We start from the raw sequence: 16,286 nt of genomic DNA, 5'->3' as shown, positions 1-16,286 counted from the left end.
TGTTCATACACTGCAGCATACTATTAGCTTGCTTTTAATTCTTGAATGGGTTTTGGCACAGGCTTTGAGAAGTAGTATCCCTGAAAAAGTTCATAGCCAAGTGCTTGCAGATAAAGGAAATCCTCCTCAGTTTCTACTCCTTCAGCGAGTGCCACACCACCTATCTCCTGAGTAATGTCCAAAACGGACTTTGCCATTTCTTGTTTTTCAGGATCAGTGCTTACACCGTTCGAAAATTCCAGCGCTAATTTAACAAAGTCAGGTTTAAGTTCTCTAATTTTATTAATGCCATTATAACCTACACCAACATCATCTAATGCATATTGAAAACCATGCTTACGGTAATACTCTAATATCCGCTTTAGATGTGCAATGTTTTTAACTTCATCTGTTTCTACAACTTCAAATACAATTTGCGAAGACTTGATGCCTTTTTTTTCAATCAGCTCAAGCGTGCTTTTCAGGCAATGCTCAGGCGAATAGATTGCAGTTGGCAAAAAGTTTATAAAAATCAGCTGATCCTTTTCAACTTCTCCCGCATTACTGACCGAATTGATTCTGCAAGCATGGTCTAGTGCAAAGAGTCGATTTCTCACTCGAGCTGCTTCAAACATATGAAAAGGAGAAATCAGCTTTCCCTCTTCAGACAGCCCTCTTGACAATAATTCTTGCCCTACAATCTTTACCAGCCCGTTTTCGACCGTAACAATTGGCTGGTAATGAGTGGTTAAACTCTTATTGATGATGATTTCATCTACCCAGCTGGCTTCTCTTAAAGGCTGAAACTCTCGTGCATTTTTTAATGAATGCAATGCCTTTAAAGGATCCAGGCGATCAGATTGTACGGCAAAAATAGTATCCATGTTTAAATGTGCCTCTGCATAATCAAGAAAGTCAAAGAAAAGTGATTCTAAAACCCATACAAGTCTTTGGTTAATGACATGTCCGTCGTGCATGTCATTTTCTGCAGAAAGATATTGAATTATTTTGTCTGCTTGATTTTCATCTGAAAAATATACTGTGTAACCAAATGCTTTTGGATGGCAAATATCACAGCTCATGATCCACACCCCACATAGCTTTAGTTCCTTTAGTATATATGATCTATTTCAATTTTACTATTTATAAACCCGAAATAAATGATTAAATATACATTGAAGTTTATTCCATTCTTGCCAAATACTATATTTCACTAATAATTATAGATAATAAGAAGCTGTTTAATAGTAAAAACATCACGTGATCTAACGTTCTCTTCCTATCTTTTTGCGATTACTGCCGGCCGTCATTATTAGCCAGACTGAAAACAGCTATTTGCTTTGTCCTATTTAAAAGCGAACCTAACCTTGCCGCCGATCGGAAGCTGTGCCAGCTTCCATAAATCCTCCTCCGCAACTTTTCCAATTGTCGTATAACCACCTATTGTTTGTGCATCTGCCATCAGAATAATGGGCTGACCGCTGCTTGGAACCTGAATGGTTCCAAATTGGACAGCTTCTGACAAAATATCATGACCATGTTTGCTAACCATAGCTGGTCCTGATAAAAAATATCCCATACGATCGCCTGTTTTTAAGACATACTCCACACTTTCAAAAGCTTGTCTACAGCTTTTTTCAAACATTTGAAGATGAGGACTTTTCCAAATCTTCACCTTAATTTCTGATTCATAAACAGGAATTTCAGATTGTACTAACCCTCGCTCGCCACTTTTACTAGCTGGTCCGGCTGCATAAAGAATCATTCCTTTTGAAAGGGCTGATCCAAGTTGTCCTTTTGGAAATACGGATGAACTATTAAAATATTGAGGTGCACTAAAACCTGTTTCAGAAAACAGATAACTAATCTTCGAGTCTTTGTTTCCACTAGCTTTTATAATCTGCCCCTTTCTAGCAGTGAATGTTTTCCACATTGGGATTGGAACTCCATCTAAAGTCGCGCTTACTTCCCTCCCGGTAAAAAGCAATCGATGATCTGCAAGCACTTCCAGCTCTAAGCCCATAAATAATATCTCAATGGCTGCTGCATTTGGATCATTTTTCATAATATAATTGCCTAAGGAAAAAGCCTTCTGATCAAGAGCTCCTGAGATCGGAATTCCAAATTTCTGATGCCCTTTACGGCCTAAATCCTGAAAGGAACAGTAAATGCCAGATTTTCTGACCTTAAGGATAGGAATCATTTCATATCGCCTGCCGAAAGGACTGAAATCCCCTCTTTTTCTAACTCAGCACGGATAAAACGAGTAATCGCAGCCGCTTTTTGTCCGTCTCCATGAATGCAAATGGTTTCTGCATTCAAAGAGATCCAGCTGCCAGATAGCGTACGGACTCTTTTATGAATGACGATATTTTTGACTTGCTCCAGTATTAGATCACGGTCGGTTAAGACCGATTGCGGTGTACTGCGTGGAGTCAAATAGCCATCTTCAGTATAAGTGCGGTCGGCAAATGCTTCTGCAGCAGTTTTTAAGCCAGCGTTCTCAGCCTGTATAAGCAGTTGACTGCCTGCCAATCCAAAAAGAATGGCATTCGGCGCAGCATCATATGTTGCTTCAGCAATTGCTTTTGCTGTTTGTGCATCACTTGCACCTTTATTATAAAGTGCTCCATGCGGCTTAACATGCTGAAGAGAAATCCCATTCACATCACAAAACACTTTTAATGCACCGATTTGATAAACAACACAGTTATATATTTCGGAGGGAGTCATTTCAATATTTCGTCTCCCAAACCCTTGAATGTCCTGATAACCTGGGTGTGCACCAACCGCCACTCCTCTTTCTGCTGCCAATTTGACAGAAGAGAACATTACGTTATAGTCACCTGCATGAAAGCCGCAGGCAATATTAGCAGAAGTAATACTCTGAAACAATTCATTATCTTCACCCATTTTATATAAACCGTAGCTTTCGCCAACATCTGCATTTATATCTATTCTCATTGTTCACCTCTATTATCTTCAGCTGATATTCTTGTTACCCAATGCTGTATATCATCTGGATTTTGTTCTAAATCTCTTTTAATCTCCCAAAACTGTTTCACTGAGATTGCTTGAAACCTAACGATATCACCAGCTTTGCATAGGAAAGGGATTTTGCGTTTAGGCTGATAGAGTGAGAGAGGGGTGCGGCCAATAATATTCCAGCCTCCAGGTGAACTTACTGGATATACACCTGTTTGGGCACCGCCAATGCCAACAGTCCCTTCTCCTAATCTCTCTCTTGGCACCTCTAAGCGAGGAGTCGCTAAACGTGGATGCAAACCGCCTAAATAGGGAAATCCCGGCAAAAATCCGATGGCATGGACAGCATAGGCTGGTGCTGTATGAAGGTTAATCATTTCGTTATGTGTCAAACTTGTATGTTTCATCACTTTTTGTATATCAAGAGCAAATTCTTCCTCATAGCACACAGGAATTTGAATATGATTATAGGGTTGATCTTTATTTGTTTTTAAATCAATTTCATTCCAGTTTTCAAGTAATTTATGTGCCCATTCAATAGGTGATATTGTGTTCGAATGAAAATATACATGTACGGTTGTGTAGCTCGGTACCACATCTTCAATTTCAAACTTTCCGTATGTTCGAATAAGTTGACCAAATACTTTTATTTGCTGAAAAGTCTCATCCGAGATCTCTTCACCAAAAGAAAAGCGGATGCTCCTCTCTCCTGTCTGCATGACCGCGGGTATGATCTTATGATCTATCATTTTCCGAAAGCACCTCAATACAAATACGGATTCCTTTTAGTAAGTCTTCATGTGACATGCTTGGGATTTTGCCGTGCACTACTGCTAATTCATGTGAAGCAGGTATATGAATAAAACCAGCTTTCATGTCAGCATCCTGTTTCTTTGCATAATGCAAAGCTTGATACATGATGTGATTACATAGATATGTTCCAGCAGAATTCGAAATTTCAGCAGGCAGTCCACTGCTTTGCAGGCTATTAATCATGTTTCTTATGGGGAGTGTTGTAAAATAGCCGTCTTCTCCTTCGTCAATGATTCGCTCATCCTCCAGTTTATTTCCGCTGTTATCTGATTCACCATCATTTATATTAATGGCTATTCGCTCTGGCGTTATTTTATAGCGTCCACCAGCTAACCCCAGTGAAATAACAGTATCAGGCTTATATTTTTCTATGTAAGACAGAAGTTTCTGGCCGGCAATACGAAAATCTACTGGCAATATTTCCGAGTGGATCTCATAGTCACCAATACTTTGTCCATTTAATTCAGCAGCTATTTTCATAGTTGGATTTATTTTAAATTGTAAAAACGGCTCGAAGCCTGTGAGTAAGAGTTTTTTCATTTTGCAGCAGCCCCTTCATTCTTCTATTTATATTTCTTCTTATCACATTTTGCATCTGATAAACATTTGCTGATTAGTGATGTTTCGCTTTACCACATAATAGCACAATTAGCAGATTGAATACTCTCGTTATTCGCAAATCACTGAAAAAGCAGTCAATTTGATTTTTGTTTTAACGATTCATTTTTTATAAACTAGTTTTATAAGTTTTAATAAGGAGCATTCCTGTTAGAAGGATTTTCGGGGACTTGAACAAAAAAGAGCCCTCTTGGTATGATTCGGGGTGTCAAATCGTGTGGCGAAATGACCCCTAACTTAGGTAACCAAGGAGGACTCCAAAATGGATTTTAAACAAAATCAGAAAATAAATCAAGTCACCGAAAAAACACTCGTAGTCGGAATCGACATTGCCAAGCGAAAACATTTTGCTTGCTTTGTAGATGATCGTGGACGGGTACTACAAAAATCTTTCTCGGTATTACAATCTAGTGATGGTTTCTTGAGTTTTTATCAACGTATTTTGGCTGCAATGAAAGAATACGAAAAAACGGAAGTCATTGTCGGGATTGAACCTACAGGCCATTACTGGCTTAATTTAGCCTATTTCCTCGAGGATCGGGGGATTCCCCTGGCTATGACCAACCCTATGCACGTCAAACGGTCAAAGGAGTTGGATGACAATTTACCAACCAAACATGACCGCAAAGATGCTTTAGTGATCGCTCGTCTTGTTAAAGATGGACGCTTTAGTTATCCGCGAATCTTGAAAGACGTGGAGGCAGAACTTCGTGTTGGGTCAACGTTTAAAAGTAAGTTGACAGAGGAACTTGGAGCTGTTAAAAACATGATGATTCGCTGGTTAGATCGCTATTTTCCTGAGTTCACCCAGGTCTTTCCGTCATTCGGAAAGATGGCAATGGCAGTACTAGAGTGTACCCCATTTCCTAGTGATCTTCACCAGAAACATCCCGATGAAGTATTAGCACTTTACCGCCAGGTTGATGGGCTCAAATCTCCCCAACGACCGAAAGCAATTCGCCTTATTGAAGTCGCTGCTAATTCCATCGGAGTAACAGAGGGACGTGAAATGGCCCGTATTGAAATCGCCACACTCGTTCGTCGTTACAACCAATTGGAACAAGAAATTGAAAGTATTACACAGCACTTAGTTGAGCTCGTTCAAACATCTGTAGAGTACGAATGGCTCTCAACGGTTCAAGGACTTGGTGATACCACAATTGTCGATTTGTTAGCTGAAATCGGTAGCTTTTCACACTATGAAGATCCACGCCAAATCATTAAACTCGCGGGATTAACATTACGTGAAAATTCCTCCGGTCAGCACAAAGGACAAAAACGCATCTCCAAACGGGGCAGAAGAAAGCTACGCGCCCTCCTTTTCCGAGTGATGATGCCAATGATTCGCCATAATGAAGCCTTTCGAAAGCTACATGAGTATTACACAAACCGTAAGGTTAATCCGTTACGTAAGAAGCAATCCATCGTGGTTCTATGCGGAAAACTATTAAAAGTGTTACATGGGATCAGTACCAAGCACAAAGCATTTGACGCACAGCGAATGATGAAGGATATTCCTAGTCTCGCAGAGGCTATGTAAAGTTCTACATCCCCTTAACAGACCTAGACAACAGGATGACACGGAGAAGCTGGCATTATTTTTTCCATTCGACCTCGAGTCCCTAAAGGAGCTTCGCTAGCCTCTGCCTTATGACTAGACCGAACGAAGGAATGTAGGCACTTAGATGCCCAGAGACATGGGAGGGTACGTCATCATAAGCTACGCAGAGATCCATTGTGCATCACATATTTTCCTAGCACTACTTACCATCATTATCCAGTAGTGACCGCGTAGCGTACCCATACGTTGGAATAGTTTCACATATTATTAAAATTTTGTTAGAAGACGTGTCGAAAAATATTTTTTTGACACCCCACCAACGGGTCAAACCGTTGATAAATCAACATTTATAGAGGGAGGAATTAAAATGACTGATAAACAAATAGAAACAAAAATCGCAGAATTAAAAATGGAATATATGCGTCTCCAGGATGATGTAGAAAAACTGGAATCATTTGGACGTTCAACCACTGCACAGGAAGAAAAAATGAAAATGATTGAAGAGGAACTGCAGTCTTATCATCGGATGAAGGCAGAGTAAATCATTATTTGAGATAATAAAGAAGCTGGGACATGGGATATAATTATTTAACACTCTCATAGAACCGAATGGTTAGGAAGTCATCTTTCTAATCATTCGGTTTTTTTTACGATTATAAATGTATTTATTAGCATGAGTGAAATGGAGCGGAGGACCCTTGACTCCTGTGGGCAATAGAGGAAAAGGTGAGACCCCGCAGGAGCTTGCTCCGAGGAGGCTCAGCTTCCTCCCCACGGAAAGCGAGGGTCCGCAGCGCAATGGAACGGACTTGTTTAAATACCCAAACCAAGATATTGAATATTCGTGTTTTAGAAAGATTAATTTCGTTTTTTCCCAGCATCAAGTGTTTTTCATCGAAAGTTCATATAACTCTTGAGATGAATATGTTTTTGTTCCATTGCGATCCAATTGAGCAATATTATACATGGCCACAGCTACATTATGTGCTTTTATTCCGATCGAACTTAGCTTTGATGATGAAAACATTTTAGATAAGAGTTTATATACAGTGATTGCTGCACCTTCTCCTAATCTGAATTCTTCCCGTTCTCCAACAAGCAATGCGGGATGAATGATGGAAAAGGCGGGTAAGTCCAATTCCTTGATTTTTTGTTCAAGCTCTCCTTTCATTCGCGAATAAAAAATTCTGGAATTTGGGTTGGCATTCATTGAACTAATCAAGATAAAATGCTGTGCTCCTTGTCTGTGTGCCAGCTTAGCCATTGCAGCAGGATATTCAACATCAATCTTATACATTGCTTCTTGTGTCTTTGCTTTTTTAATCGTTGTACCTAAACAGCAAAATATATCTTCTGCTTTAAATAGTTCCTCATAAGCATGCAAGTTGTTAAAATCGCAAACGACTTCGACTAATTTGTCATTTTGTATTTCCAGCGGTCTGCGCACCAGAGCAACTACCTTCTCGTATGCATTTTCATTTAAAAGCAGCTGAAGCAGTTCTCTTCCTACTAAACCAGTTGCACCAGCGATTACGGCTGTTTTAGGCATATAAAAGTCTCCGTTCCTTTTTTCTTATAGCTATTATAAAGGCTTCACGAAACAGAGTCTAATTTTTAGCAGAGTACAGTTTATAAAATAGCTAGACGTCTATTTCATCACCAATCCGCCATCAACCATTAAAGTCTGACCTGTTATAAATGAACTCATATCTGATGCTAAAAATAAGACTGGTCCGGCAATATCCTCTGGCTTCGCCAATCTGCGCAATGGTGTTTGGGAGATGATGCTGTCCTTTAAATCTTGTTTAGTGTGCTTCGTTGCATCGGTAGGATACACAAGACCTGGCGCTACACAATTTACACGGATCCCAAACCTTCCAAGATCAGCTGCCAGGTTTTTTGAATACCCTGCTAATGCGGATTTACCAGTATTATAGTCATGGTATGGAACAACTGGCCGTTCAATTAGATTGGTAGTGATATTAATAATACTGCCTTTACTTTGGGTTTTCATAATAGGAATAACAGCCTGACACATATTGTATGCAGACTGCAGCGAGCCGTCTATCTGCTCCTGGTACTCCGGCCACGATAATTCTCCTGCTGGTTTACGGTTTTCAGCATCAAAAATATAGGATTTAAAAGCATTATTGACCAGTACATCAATACTCCCTGCTTCCATAGCCTCTTCAATCATCTCTTGCACTGCAAGTTCGTTGGTAACATCACCTTGAATTGGCCAGCCTTCACCACCTAAATCAGAACATTCCTTTGCTACCCTTTCGGCCGCTTCACGATTTTGCAGATAATTGATAATGACTAGAGCACCTTCTTTTGCAAAGGCACGAGCAATACTTGCACCGATTCCTCTGCTGGCTCCAGTTACGAGAACCACTTTTCCATCCATCAGCATCAGTTTTCACGCTCCTCATAGAGAAGATCATCTATAACCTCATTCATATCGAGCTTCTTTTTTATTAGCCCAAGCTCAAAATAAGTGTCTGCTGCATCCTGTAATACTTCTGGATCAACTTCCCCCAGCCGATAATCGTCTTCCTTATATATACTAGATTTATTTCGCAATTTAATGATTTCCAGATTCATAGCTGTATCCTGTCCGTCAATTGCATACTCGGCGGCCAGTTCTGCTGCTTCATTAGGGTTTTCAATCATCCATTCCGCACTCTCTTTATAGGATTGCAAAAACGCCTTAAGCAATGCTTCATTTTCTTTATAATATTTCTCTGTTACAACAAAAACATCACTTGGCATATTAAGATAGTCCTTCACCTCTATGACATCCACTTCTCCAAGCCCCTTCTGCTGACCAGTATAAAGACCCGTATCGGTAGCGGCAGTTGCATCCACTTGCCCCTGTATCAGCGGAGCAAAATTTAATAATCCTGTTTCTACTATTTTTACGTCGTTTTCCTTCAGCCCTGCCTGATGAAGAGCAATCAGCAAATTTTGCCGCGTTCCGCTGGACAAACTATATACACCTATTGTCTTTCCTTTTAAATCTTCCGGACGTGTCAGATTATTTTCTTTTAGTGATACAATGTTGAAAACATTTTGAGGATAAATATTATATATAACCTTTAGCTTTTCACCTTGATCCAAGGCAAAAAATAATGATCCAGGATCAGTAAAAGCGATATCTGCATTTCCGGAAAGGATGTTTTTAATTGCATCTCCTCCCCCGTTCCCCGGAATAATCTCAACTTCTAAGCCTTTTTTGGAAAAGAATCCTTTTTCCTCATCTACAAGTAAATTTGTTTGCTCTGTAATCAGCTTGCTCCAATTAGCTATGGTTATTTTTTCTGTTTCCTTATTATTACCTGCATCTTCACTGGAACTGCTGCAAGCGAAAAGTATAAAGGACGTACACAGAATCATGCAGACTATTTTTCTCATTTATCTTTGTCTCCTTATATATTTAGCGAAGTATTTATTTTCAATTAAATTGACAGTCTGATATAACATCATACCGAGTGCTGTGAGCAAAATAAGACTGGAAAACATAAGCGGGGTATCCATCATTCCCTGTGAAGCAATAATGACAGCACCAAGTCCCTCACTGCCTCCAATAAATTCTCCTACCACAGCTCCAACCAATGCCAGCACAACACCTACACGAAAACCGGCAATAATAGCTGGAATGCCCGCAGGAATTTTTAATTGAAAGAGGATTTGCCATTTGTTTGCACCAAGCATTCTAAACAAATCTAACTGCTGTTTATTGCTATACTTTAAACCTGTCATCGTGTTTTCTAATATAGGAAAAAAACAAACTAAAGCAGTGATTACGACCTTTGATGTCATGCCAAATCCAAACCATAAAATGAATAAGGGAGCTAAAGCCAGCTTCGGCACTGCCTGGCTGGCAATTAAATAAGGAGTTAATACTTTGCGAAAAAAGACTGACTCTCCCATCACGATTCCAGCTGTTAATCCAAAAAGTCCTCCAAGTAAAAGACCTAACAGTACTTCTGAAATCGTTATCCCTATGTGAGGAAGAAAATATCCGCTCGTTAGATGCAGCCATAAAGTCTCCAAAATGATCATAGGCGAAGGCAAAACGAGCTGTGACATTCTCTGTGCTGCAAGCTCCCAGATAATCAGCAGCACAATAAAGATTCCGATTGATACACCAGCATGTCTGTTCATATATGTTTACTCCCCAAAACATCTCTTATCTTTTTGCTGTATGTATTAAAAGAAACACTATAACGGGTATGTTCCAGACGGGGTCTTTCCAAGTTTATTATGGTATCAAAAATGATTTTGCCCCTGTCCATCACCGCTATACGATCGGCTAAAAACACAGCTTCAGAAATATCATGTGTAATAAATAAAACGGTTGTTTCCTGTTCCTTGCACAATTGAAGGAGATCGTGCTGCAGTTCTTCCCTTGTAATGGCATCTAAAGCAGCAAAAGGTTCATCTAAAAAGAGAATAATCGGTTTATGAATTAGAGCCCTTGCAATAGCAACCCTGCTTTGCTGACCGCCTGATAGTTCAGAAGGAAATTTGTGGATATGCTCTGCTAAACCGACTTGAGCTAATAGGTTATTGGCCTCGAGTTGATCTTGCTCTTTGATTTTTCTTTTCAATTTAATAGGCAGTAGAACATTTTCGATGGCCGTTTTCCACTCAAGCAATGTGGGTGATTGAAATACAAAACCATATTCATTCGATGGTTTTGTTACCTTCTTATTATTAATCATGATCTGTCCATCTTCACCCTGCAGTAAACCAGCAGCAAGTTTTAGTAAGGTTGTTTTTCCGCAGCCGCTCCTGCCAAGCAGACAGTGAAACTCTCCCTTTTCAATTTGCCATGAGACGTGATCTATAATGTTTCGCTGCTGACCGTAAGAAAAACGAACATTTTGAATCTCTAAAAAACCCAACAAGATCACTCTCCTTTAATTTGAATAAGCAGAAAGCGGCTCAGCCAACTCTAATGTGCTTGCTTCAATATCAGTCATCTTCACTAAATCTGCTAAACTAAAGCCGCCATCCTGGTGCCAGCCTGCTTCTGGGGAGGTCATCCTGCCAATCCCCGTCATTCTTGTAACCCCATGAAGCGATAGTTTTTGACTCCACAGAAAGACATTTTCCGGAGAGGTACTCATACCTGCTGTCTGCAGCCATTTTTTATAATGCTTAATCTTTTCTAACACCTCGTCAATTTCATCAAAAGCAAATACTTGAATAGACCTGTTTAAAACACTTGGCAGGAATTCACTTGAATGATCTTTATAAATGACAATCCATCTTCCGTTTTCATCAGAGATTATTTCTTTATTTTCCTCTGCAAACAAGCTCATTTCTTCTCTTTGCTGATTGCGAATGAAAGAAGCAGACTCTTCTATTGACAGTTCTCTGCGCGGGAACCGGATTTCCAGCGCGGACAGCTCGTGAGCAAGATATTTCGCAAATTCACCAGGTGTAATCAGCCCGCCTTTTTGAACAAAAATTGCTTGAGGTGAATAGCAGCCTTGCTGATCATAGCGAATGAGATCCAGTGCAGCCAAATGACTCGTTTCTACTGCTTTTTGCATATGAAGACTTTCTTTCCCGATAATCGAGAAACTGATTTTATGACCATGGGAAATGAGCTTGCTTGTAACCGGTACTCTCTGTTTAATAGATGCAAGGCTTTGATCACTTCCATAAGCAATGATCGTCTCACATCCTTCAAAAAAAAGAGCCTCCCTTTCTTCATCTCCGCCTTTCCATGTCACAATGGCAAAGCAATTCTTTATCTTTGGTTCTACCTCTGCTAGAATGTCCGCAAATAATCCGGCAAATAGCGGCTCTTCACTTGCTGTTTTTCCAACGCTTCCAGACTTGACGAGCAACGCTGAAATAAAGCTCCATAGTGGAAGGCCAGGAACATTTCCAGCCCAAATATGCCCGGTAACATCTGCTCCTACTGCTTTTGAATAGCCGCCTTTCACCAAAGGCTGAAAATCATCCAGGAGCTGCGGATTTCCGAAGTCCTCCACCAGAAAACGCTGAAGCTCGTGTTTTCGAAACCGCTGCAAAAATGTGGTTAAACCTGTACGGATGATTTCCTGATCATATCCTGTAATGATTGGCAGCCAAGTCTCCGCTAATCTCCGCTGTTTTGATTGACGATCTAGTAATATATGAATCGCTTGATCAATAATAGCTACCAGCTCTGATACTGAAAAGCTCTTTAAAATGTGGGCATTAGCTTTCACGATCGACATGATCTTCGATAACTGCTGCGGAGAAAGCTGAGGTACTTTCACTTTTGCAGTTAGTCCGTTATAAGAATAGATAATTTCCCTATATTCAATGGTTTCATTGTTCATTTCAGGCAAATAGCCAGCAGTGATTTCCATTATGATTCCTCCTTCGCATATCGGAGAAATTCATCGACTGCAAGTGAGCATCCTTTTTGCTCAGAGCCTTGGACCCTGCCTAAAAGCTGAAATCCTTTGTCAGTCTCTACACCTAAATCCTCTGTTAAAATGCTGAGTGCAGAATTAAAATTAGCTAGGTCATAATGAACAAGCACACCATTTTCTCCAAATGGCATATCTAATCCAGTTAAGGGATTTATAACTCTAGTACGGATCCAATGTGGTCCTGATTTTACAGATGGAATTTCTTCATTGCCGTCATCATAAAACTGTGTGCTTAACTCTGTCATGCCGTACATATTGATGCAATCTGATTTCTCGATACCTAAGTGTGTTTTTAATGCTGTATAGAATTCCCCTGTCTCCACATGTCTGGACTGGTTTTTATAACCACCTGTATCTAAAATCCTGCTGCCTTTTGGAAGTTTAAAATATAGCTGTTTTTCCTGTAAATAATCGATTAGATGAACAAAACTAAAGCTTGCACCTAATAAGGCATATGCCTCTCCTGACTGTTGCGCGGTTTTTAATTCTTCAAGCAGCAACTCAAAATTGATACCATTACCAGACAATGTATACTTGCTTTCTGGAGTGCCAAAAAACGCTTTAGCCAGAAATAAGTACCGTGCTAGTGAGGAATTGGGCATTTCCTCATGATCAGGAAACAAAATTCCCATCTTTATCGCTTTTTGCTCTTTCATGAATCTCTTTTTAAAATTTGTAATCATCGATGAATCAAACACTGTCAGTGTTGGGTGATAATGCTTTCCTTTTATGTGTTTAGTTGTACCGCTCGTCATAAAAGTAGCTTCAGCTTGCTCTGTAGATATACAGGATAGCGGCACATCTTTAAAAGCCTGAATCGGCACAGAAGGGATGTCTCTCCAATTTTTAACATTTCGAGGTGTTTTTCTTTTTTGCTTGCTAAAACGCTGAAATGGCAGATTATGCTCAAACTGATATCGGAACAGCTGCAGTGCAAGCTCATTAAAATCATGAGAATGTTCGTCGTGAATAAATTGTTGAATGGAAGCTATTAACTCTTTTTGGGTCATATTCGATTCCAGCCTTTCTATAATCAGTGGCCTGAATACGATAATGCCCGCAGTCAACTAGATTGGGGGATGGTGTAATAAGTGAAGGATATTTTAAAAAGCAATGCAGGACATAGTGATCACCTTTAATACTCTAAGTGAACAGTCCATGATTTCCTTTTAAAAAAATGATATAAAAAAATACACTTCGCGCCAGCAAAGTGTATAGTTATACCCTAATCACATTTCCTACGCTGGCATTATCCAACAGGTTCAAACGGTCTATGACAGTTAGTCATACTCTCAGCCTGATTCCACAGGCTCCCGTATTTATTCAATTCGTAACTAGTTTAGCAATTATTAGAGCTATTGTAAACGCTTTTTATTACTTCGTTTTAATAGCGGTACTTACATCATAATCCTCCAGGTTCACTTCCGCTTCTTCTCCAAGAGCTATTTGTGCTAATAATTTTCCTACGTAAGGACCAGCTGTCAGCCCTGAGGCTCCTAAGCCATTAGCAGTAAGAATTCCTTTAAATTCAGGGATCCGCCCAAATACTGGTAAAAATCCAGGCGTGTGCGGACGAAATCCTACCTTTACTTCAGTAAGCTCAGCATCCTCAAGACTTGGTGCGATTTGCAGTGCTTTCGTTAAGATGTCGTGAACCCCTCCTGCGGTCACCCGCAGTTCTAAAGTTTCCAAATCTTCATGTGTGGCACCTGCCACAATCTTACCGTTTTCGAATGCAAGCATGTATTGGTTGTTTGGCGGCATAATCACTGGCCAATCTCCTGTACGTTCATCCTGGAGCTTTAAATGAATGATTTGCGCTTTTTGAGCAAACACTTGAAAATCAATTTGCAGCGGTGACAACAATTCTTTTGCCCATACACCAGGTACAGCAATCACTTCGTCTGCCAGTATATGTTCTCCATTTACCTCTGCACCAATCACTTTCTGATCCTCTGACAGCAAACGCGCAGAACCATTAATAATTCGCGCTCCATTTTTTTGGGCTGCATTGACCAAAGAAAGCCGGAGTCTGCCGCCGTTGACTCGTGCTCCTCCGCTTACATGCACAGCTTCATATTGATCACTTAACGGCGGAAACAATTCCTTTTGTTTAATGGCATTAATTTCAGTAATGTCACCGATTTCCGGTGCTTCTTCTCTTTTCAGAAAAGCTCTTTCTTTTAACTTTAATAGCTTGTTGTTCTCAGATTGAAGAGCAATTGCTCCTACCTTTTTATATCCCGTATTCTTTTCTCCGTCTTCATCGAGCATCTTAATTAATTCGGCATAATAGTTCGCACCATTCTTCACGAGTGTATACCATGGCTTATTTCTCCTCTGTGAAAGCCATGGACAGACGATTCCGGCAGCAGCATCTGTTGCCTGCCCCTTATCATAGCGATCAATTAAGATTACTTCTGTACCTTTACGGGCAAGATGATAAGCAGCGGAAGCACCGAGAATGCCTGCGCCAATTACGATAATTTTTTTCATTTAATTACACACCTTTATTTTATAACAGCTAATGTATTTCCTTTTATGTATATATAGAGATTTTTTGTTTTATCTTACAAAAGTTTTGCTGATGGGGCAATGTTATATTGTTCACAATGTGATTTCCAGATACTCTTATGATGAATGTAATATGCATTCAAATTACAAATACCCTGTAAAAATGTATACATAAAACAAGACTTCATAACCATTCTATAGGTATAGAGGTGAAGATCTTGAAACATAAATTAGATAAAACAGTTGAAATTTCAGCTTGGATTGTTATGTCCATTTTATTAATGATATTTGTACCAAAGAACAGAATTCGCGAAGCACATGTTTCCTTTTTGTTTAAACAGACAATTACATGGCTATTTGGACTTCTCGTCGTTGAAAAAGGATTGATCTCCTACCCTTATCGGCTATTTTTCAAAAAAGCGAATAAGTCAAGTTTTACATTTGAATATTTTGTCTATCCTGCCTTATGTTCATTATTTAATCTGCATTATCCTGAGAAAAGAAATAAATTATATAAATTTTGTTATTATACCTTATATTCGGCATCCATAACAGTTTTTGAAGCAATTGCGATAAAGTACACAAATTTAATTAGATACAAAAAATGGTCTTGGTATTGGAGTTTTATAACAATGTGGTTCACATTCTACCTTTCTAGACTTTATCATAGATGGGTATTTAAATTAAAACAGGAAAACGAAAATGAATAATTCTTTACTTCATTTTTCTTTTGTAAATTCAATTCAGCTAACAAAGAGACCAAATCAATGATTTGGTCTCTAAAAATTTAGCTTATTCATAAAACTCAGCAGGAATCTTTCCAAACTTGCGATTATGATAAAGCAGCGGTTCTTTTTTACGGCTATCAATGTCAGTAACTTCCCCAATTAAAATGGTATGATCTCCTGCTTCAACACTCTTAAATGTTTTACATTGCATAACACCCAAAGCACCCTCGATGATCGGCAATCCTTGTTGTGATAGTTTCCATTCGCAGTTGGCAAATCGATCAATACCCTTGCTTGCAAATAATGCACATAGCTCTCCCTGATCTTCCGCTAATACATGAACAGCAAATTTGCCTGATTCCTTAAACACATCATGTGAAGAAACCTTATGATCAATAGACCAAAGGATCATCAGCGGGTCCAATGATACGGACGCAAATGAATTTACTGTTAACCCAAGTGGTGTACCGCTCTCGTCAACTGTTGTTATAACTGTAACTCCAGTTGGATAGTTGCCCATTACTTCTTTAAATTTAGCTGTATCTGCACTCATCCTGCTCCGCCTTTCCGAACATATTCACCTTTAGTATATCCGAATATATTCCCTGAAATGATTCGAAATTACTTCTTTTCTAGTATAGAATATAC

At 39.4% G+C, this 16,286-nt stretch carries 17 protein-coding genes and 1 riboswitch; of the genes, 3 read left to right on the top strand and 14 right to left on the bottom strand.

Annotation, left to right across the window (positions count from 1 at the left end):
• Window positions 1–23: 23 nt before the first annotated feature.
• From A6754_RS11460 to pcp, 5 genes are all read right to left on the bottom strand, one after another.
• Window positions 24–1,061 (bottom strand): EAL domain-containing protein, encoded by a 1,038-nt coding sequence (locus A6754_RS11460; protein ID WP_066445382.1) that lies wholly within the window; start codon window positions 1,059–1,061, stop codon window positions 24–26.
• Between the two features lie 263 nt (window positions 1,062–1,324).
• Window positions 1,325–2,182: a 5-oxoprolinase subunit C family protein gene (locus A6754_RS11455; protein WP_066445380.1), complete on the bottom strand. Its 858-nt coding sequence runs from the start codon at window positions 2,180–2,182 to the stop codon at window positions 1,325–1,327.
• Entirely contained in the window at window positions 2,179–2,943 is a 765-nt protein-coding gene (locus tag A6754_RS11450; protein ID WP_066445378.1) for a LamB/YcsF family protein, read from the bottom strand. The genes A6754_RS11455 and A6754_RS11450 overlap by 4 nt, the downstream gene beginning before the upstream one ends.
• Window positions 2,940–3,713, bottom strand: a complete 774-nt coding sequence (pxpB, locus tag A6754_RS11445; RefSeq protein ID WP_082851669.1) for a 5-oxoprolinase subunit PxpB — start codon at window positions 3,711–3,713, stop codon at window positions 2,940–2,942. Before pxpB ends, A6754_RS11450 begins: the two co-directional genes overlap by 4 nt.
• The gene (gene pcp / locus A6754_RS11440) at window positions 3,700–4,317 is read right to left on the bottom strand and encodes a pyroglutamyl-peptidase I (protein WP_066445376.1); all 618 of its coding nucleotides are present in this window, start codon (window positions 4,315–4,317) and stop codon (window positions 3,700–3,702) included. The genes pxpB and pcp overlap by 14 nt, the downstream gene beginning before the upstream one ends.
• Before the next feature lie 340 nt (window positions 4,318–4,657).
• On the opposite strand from pcp, the gene A6754_RS11435 reads away from it, so the two are divergent.
• Together A6754_RS11435 and A6754_RS22975 are read left to right on the top strand one after the other, a co-directional pair.
• On the top strand, window positions 4,658–5,935 hold the full coding sequence (locus A6754_RS11435; RefSeq protein WP_066442640.1) for an IS110 family RNA-guided transposase: 1,278 nt from the start codon (window positions 4,658–4,660) through the stop codon (window positions 5,933–5,935).
• A 388-nt stretch (window positions 5,936–6,323) separates the two neighbouring features.
• Complete coding sequence (locus tag A6754_RS22975; protein ID WP_180320214.1) at window positions 6,324–6,497, top strand: SE1832 family protein; 174 nt, start codon at window positions 6,324–6,326, stop codon at window positions 6,495–6,497.
• A 339-nt stretch (window positions 6,498–6,836) separates the two neighbouring features.
• Here A6754_RS22975 and A6754_RS11430 read toward each other — a convergent pair whose 3' ends face one another.
• The 8 genes from A6754_RS11430 to A6754_RS11395 all read right to left on the bottom strand — a co-directional run bounded on the left by A6754_RS11430 (window position 6,837) and on the right by A6754_RS11395 (window position 14,892).
• Entirely contained in the window at window positions 6,837–7,505 is a 669-nt protein-coding gene (locus tag A6754_RS11430) for an NAD(P)H-binding protein (RefSeq protein ID WP_066445372.1), read from the bottom strand.
• A gap of 99 nt (window positions 7,506–7,604) precedes the next feature.
• Window positions 7,605–8,369, bottom strand: coding sequence for an SDR family oxidoreductase (locus tag A6754_RS11425; RefSeq protein WP_066445369.1), 765 nt, complete (start codon window positions 8,367–8,369; stop codon window positions 7,605–7,607).
• Window positions 8,369–9,370 (bottom strand): ABC transporter substrate-binding protein, encoded by a 1,002-nt coding sequence (locus A6754_RS11420; protein ID WP_066445366.1) that lies wholly within the window; start codon window positions 9,368–9,370, stop codon window positions 8,369–8,371. Before A6754_RS11420 ends, A6754_RS11425 begins: the two co-directional genes overlap by 1 nt.
• Entirely contained in the window at window positions 9,371–10,123 is a 753-nt protein-coding gene (locus A6754_RS11415) for an ABC transporter permease (protein ID WP_066445364.1), read from the bottom strand.
• Window positions 10,120–10,875 carry an ABC transporter ATP-binding protein gene (locus A6754_RS11410; protein WP_371806960.1) on the bottom strand — a complete coding sequence of 252 codons (756 nt, stop codon included), beginning with the start codon at window positions 10,873–10,875 and terminating at the stop codon, window positions 10,120–10,122. The genes A6754_RS11415 and A6754_RS11410 overlap by 4 nt, the downstream gene beginning before the upstream one ends.
• A 6-nt stretch (window positions 10,876–10,881) precedes the next feature.
• A complete protein-coding gene (locus A6754_RS11405; RefSeq protein WP_066445358.1) occupies window positions 10,882–12,330 on the bottom strand; it encodes an acyl-CoA reductase in 1,449 nt (482 codons plus the stop codon).
• Window positions 12,330–13,406 carry a LuxE/PaaK family acyltransferase gene (locus A6754_RS11400; protein WP_066445352.1) on the bottom strand — a complete coding sequence of 359 codons (1,077 nt, stop codon included), beginning with the start codon at window positions 13,404–13,406 and terminating at the stop codon, window positions 12,330–12,332. The genes A6754_RS11405 and A6754_RS11400 overlap by 1 nt, the downstream gene beginning before the upstream one ends.
• A gap of 208 nt (window positions 13,407–13,614) precedes the next feature.
• A riboswitch (TPP riboswitch) is annotated at window positions 13,615–13,723 on the bottom strand.
• A gap of 47 nt (window positions 13,724–13,770) precedes the next feature.
• Window positions 13,771–14,892, bottom strand: a complete 1,122-nt coding sequence (locus tag A6754_RS11395; RefSeq protein ID WP_066445350.1) for an NAD(P)/FAD-dependent oxidoreductase — start codon at window positions 14,890–14,892, stop codon at window positions 13,771–13,773.
• 236 nt (window positions 14,893–15,128) lie between these two features.
• On the opposite strand from A6754_RS11395, the gene A6754_RS11390 reads away from it, so the two are divergent.
• On the top strand, window positions 15,129–15,620 hold the full coding sequence (locus A6754_RS11390) for a CBO0543 family protein (protein WP_156495771.1): 492 nt from the start codon (window positions 15,129–15,131) through the stop codon (window positions 15,618–15,620).
• Window positions 15,621–15,702: 82 nt separating this feature from the next.
• Here A6754_RS11390 and A6754_RS11385 read toward each other — a convergent pair whose 3' ends face one another.
• Window positions 15,703–16,191: a flavin reductase family protein gene (locus tag A6754_RS11385; RefSeq protein ID WP_066445348.1), complete on the bottom strand. Its 489-nt coding sequence runs from the start codon at window positions 16,189–16,191 to the stop codon at window positions 15,703–15,705.
• Window positions 16,192–16,286 lie beyond the last annotated feature (95 nt).

The organism is Cytobacillus gottheilii (genome assembly GCF_001636345.1).
GTDB classification, from domain to species: Bacteria; Bacillota; Bacilli; order Bacillales; family Cytobacillaceae; genus Cytobacillus; species Cytobacillus gottheilii.
The sequence above is the reverse complement of the archived record's forward strand: the minus strand, read 5'-3'. Positions and strand labels throughout refer to the sequence as shown.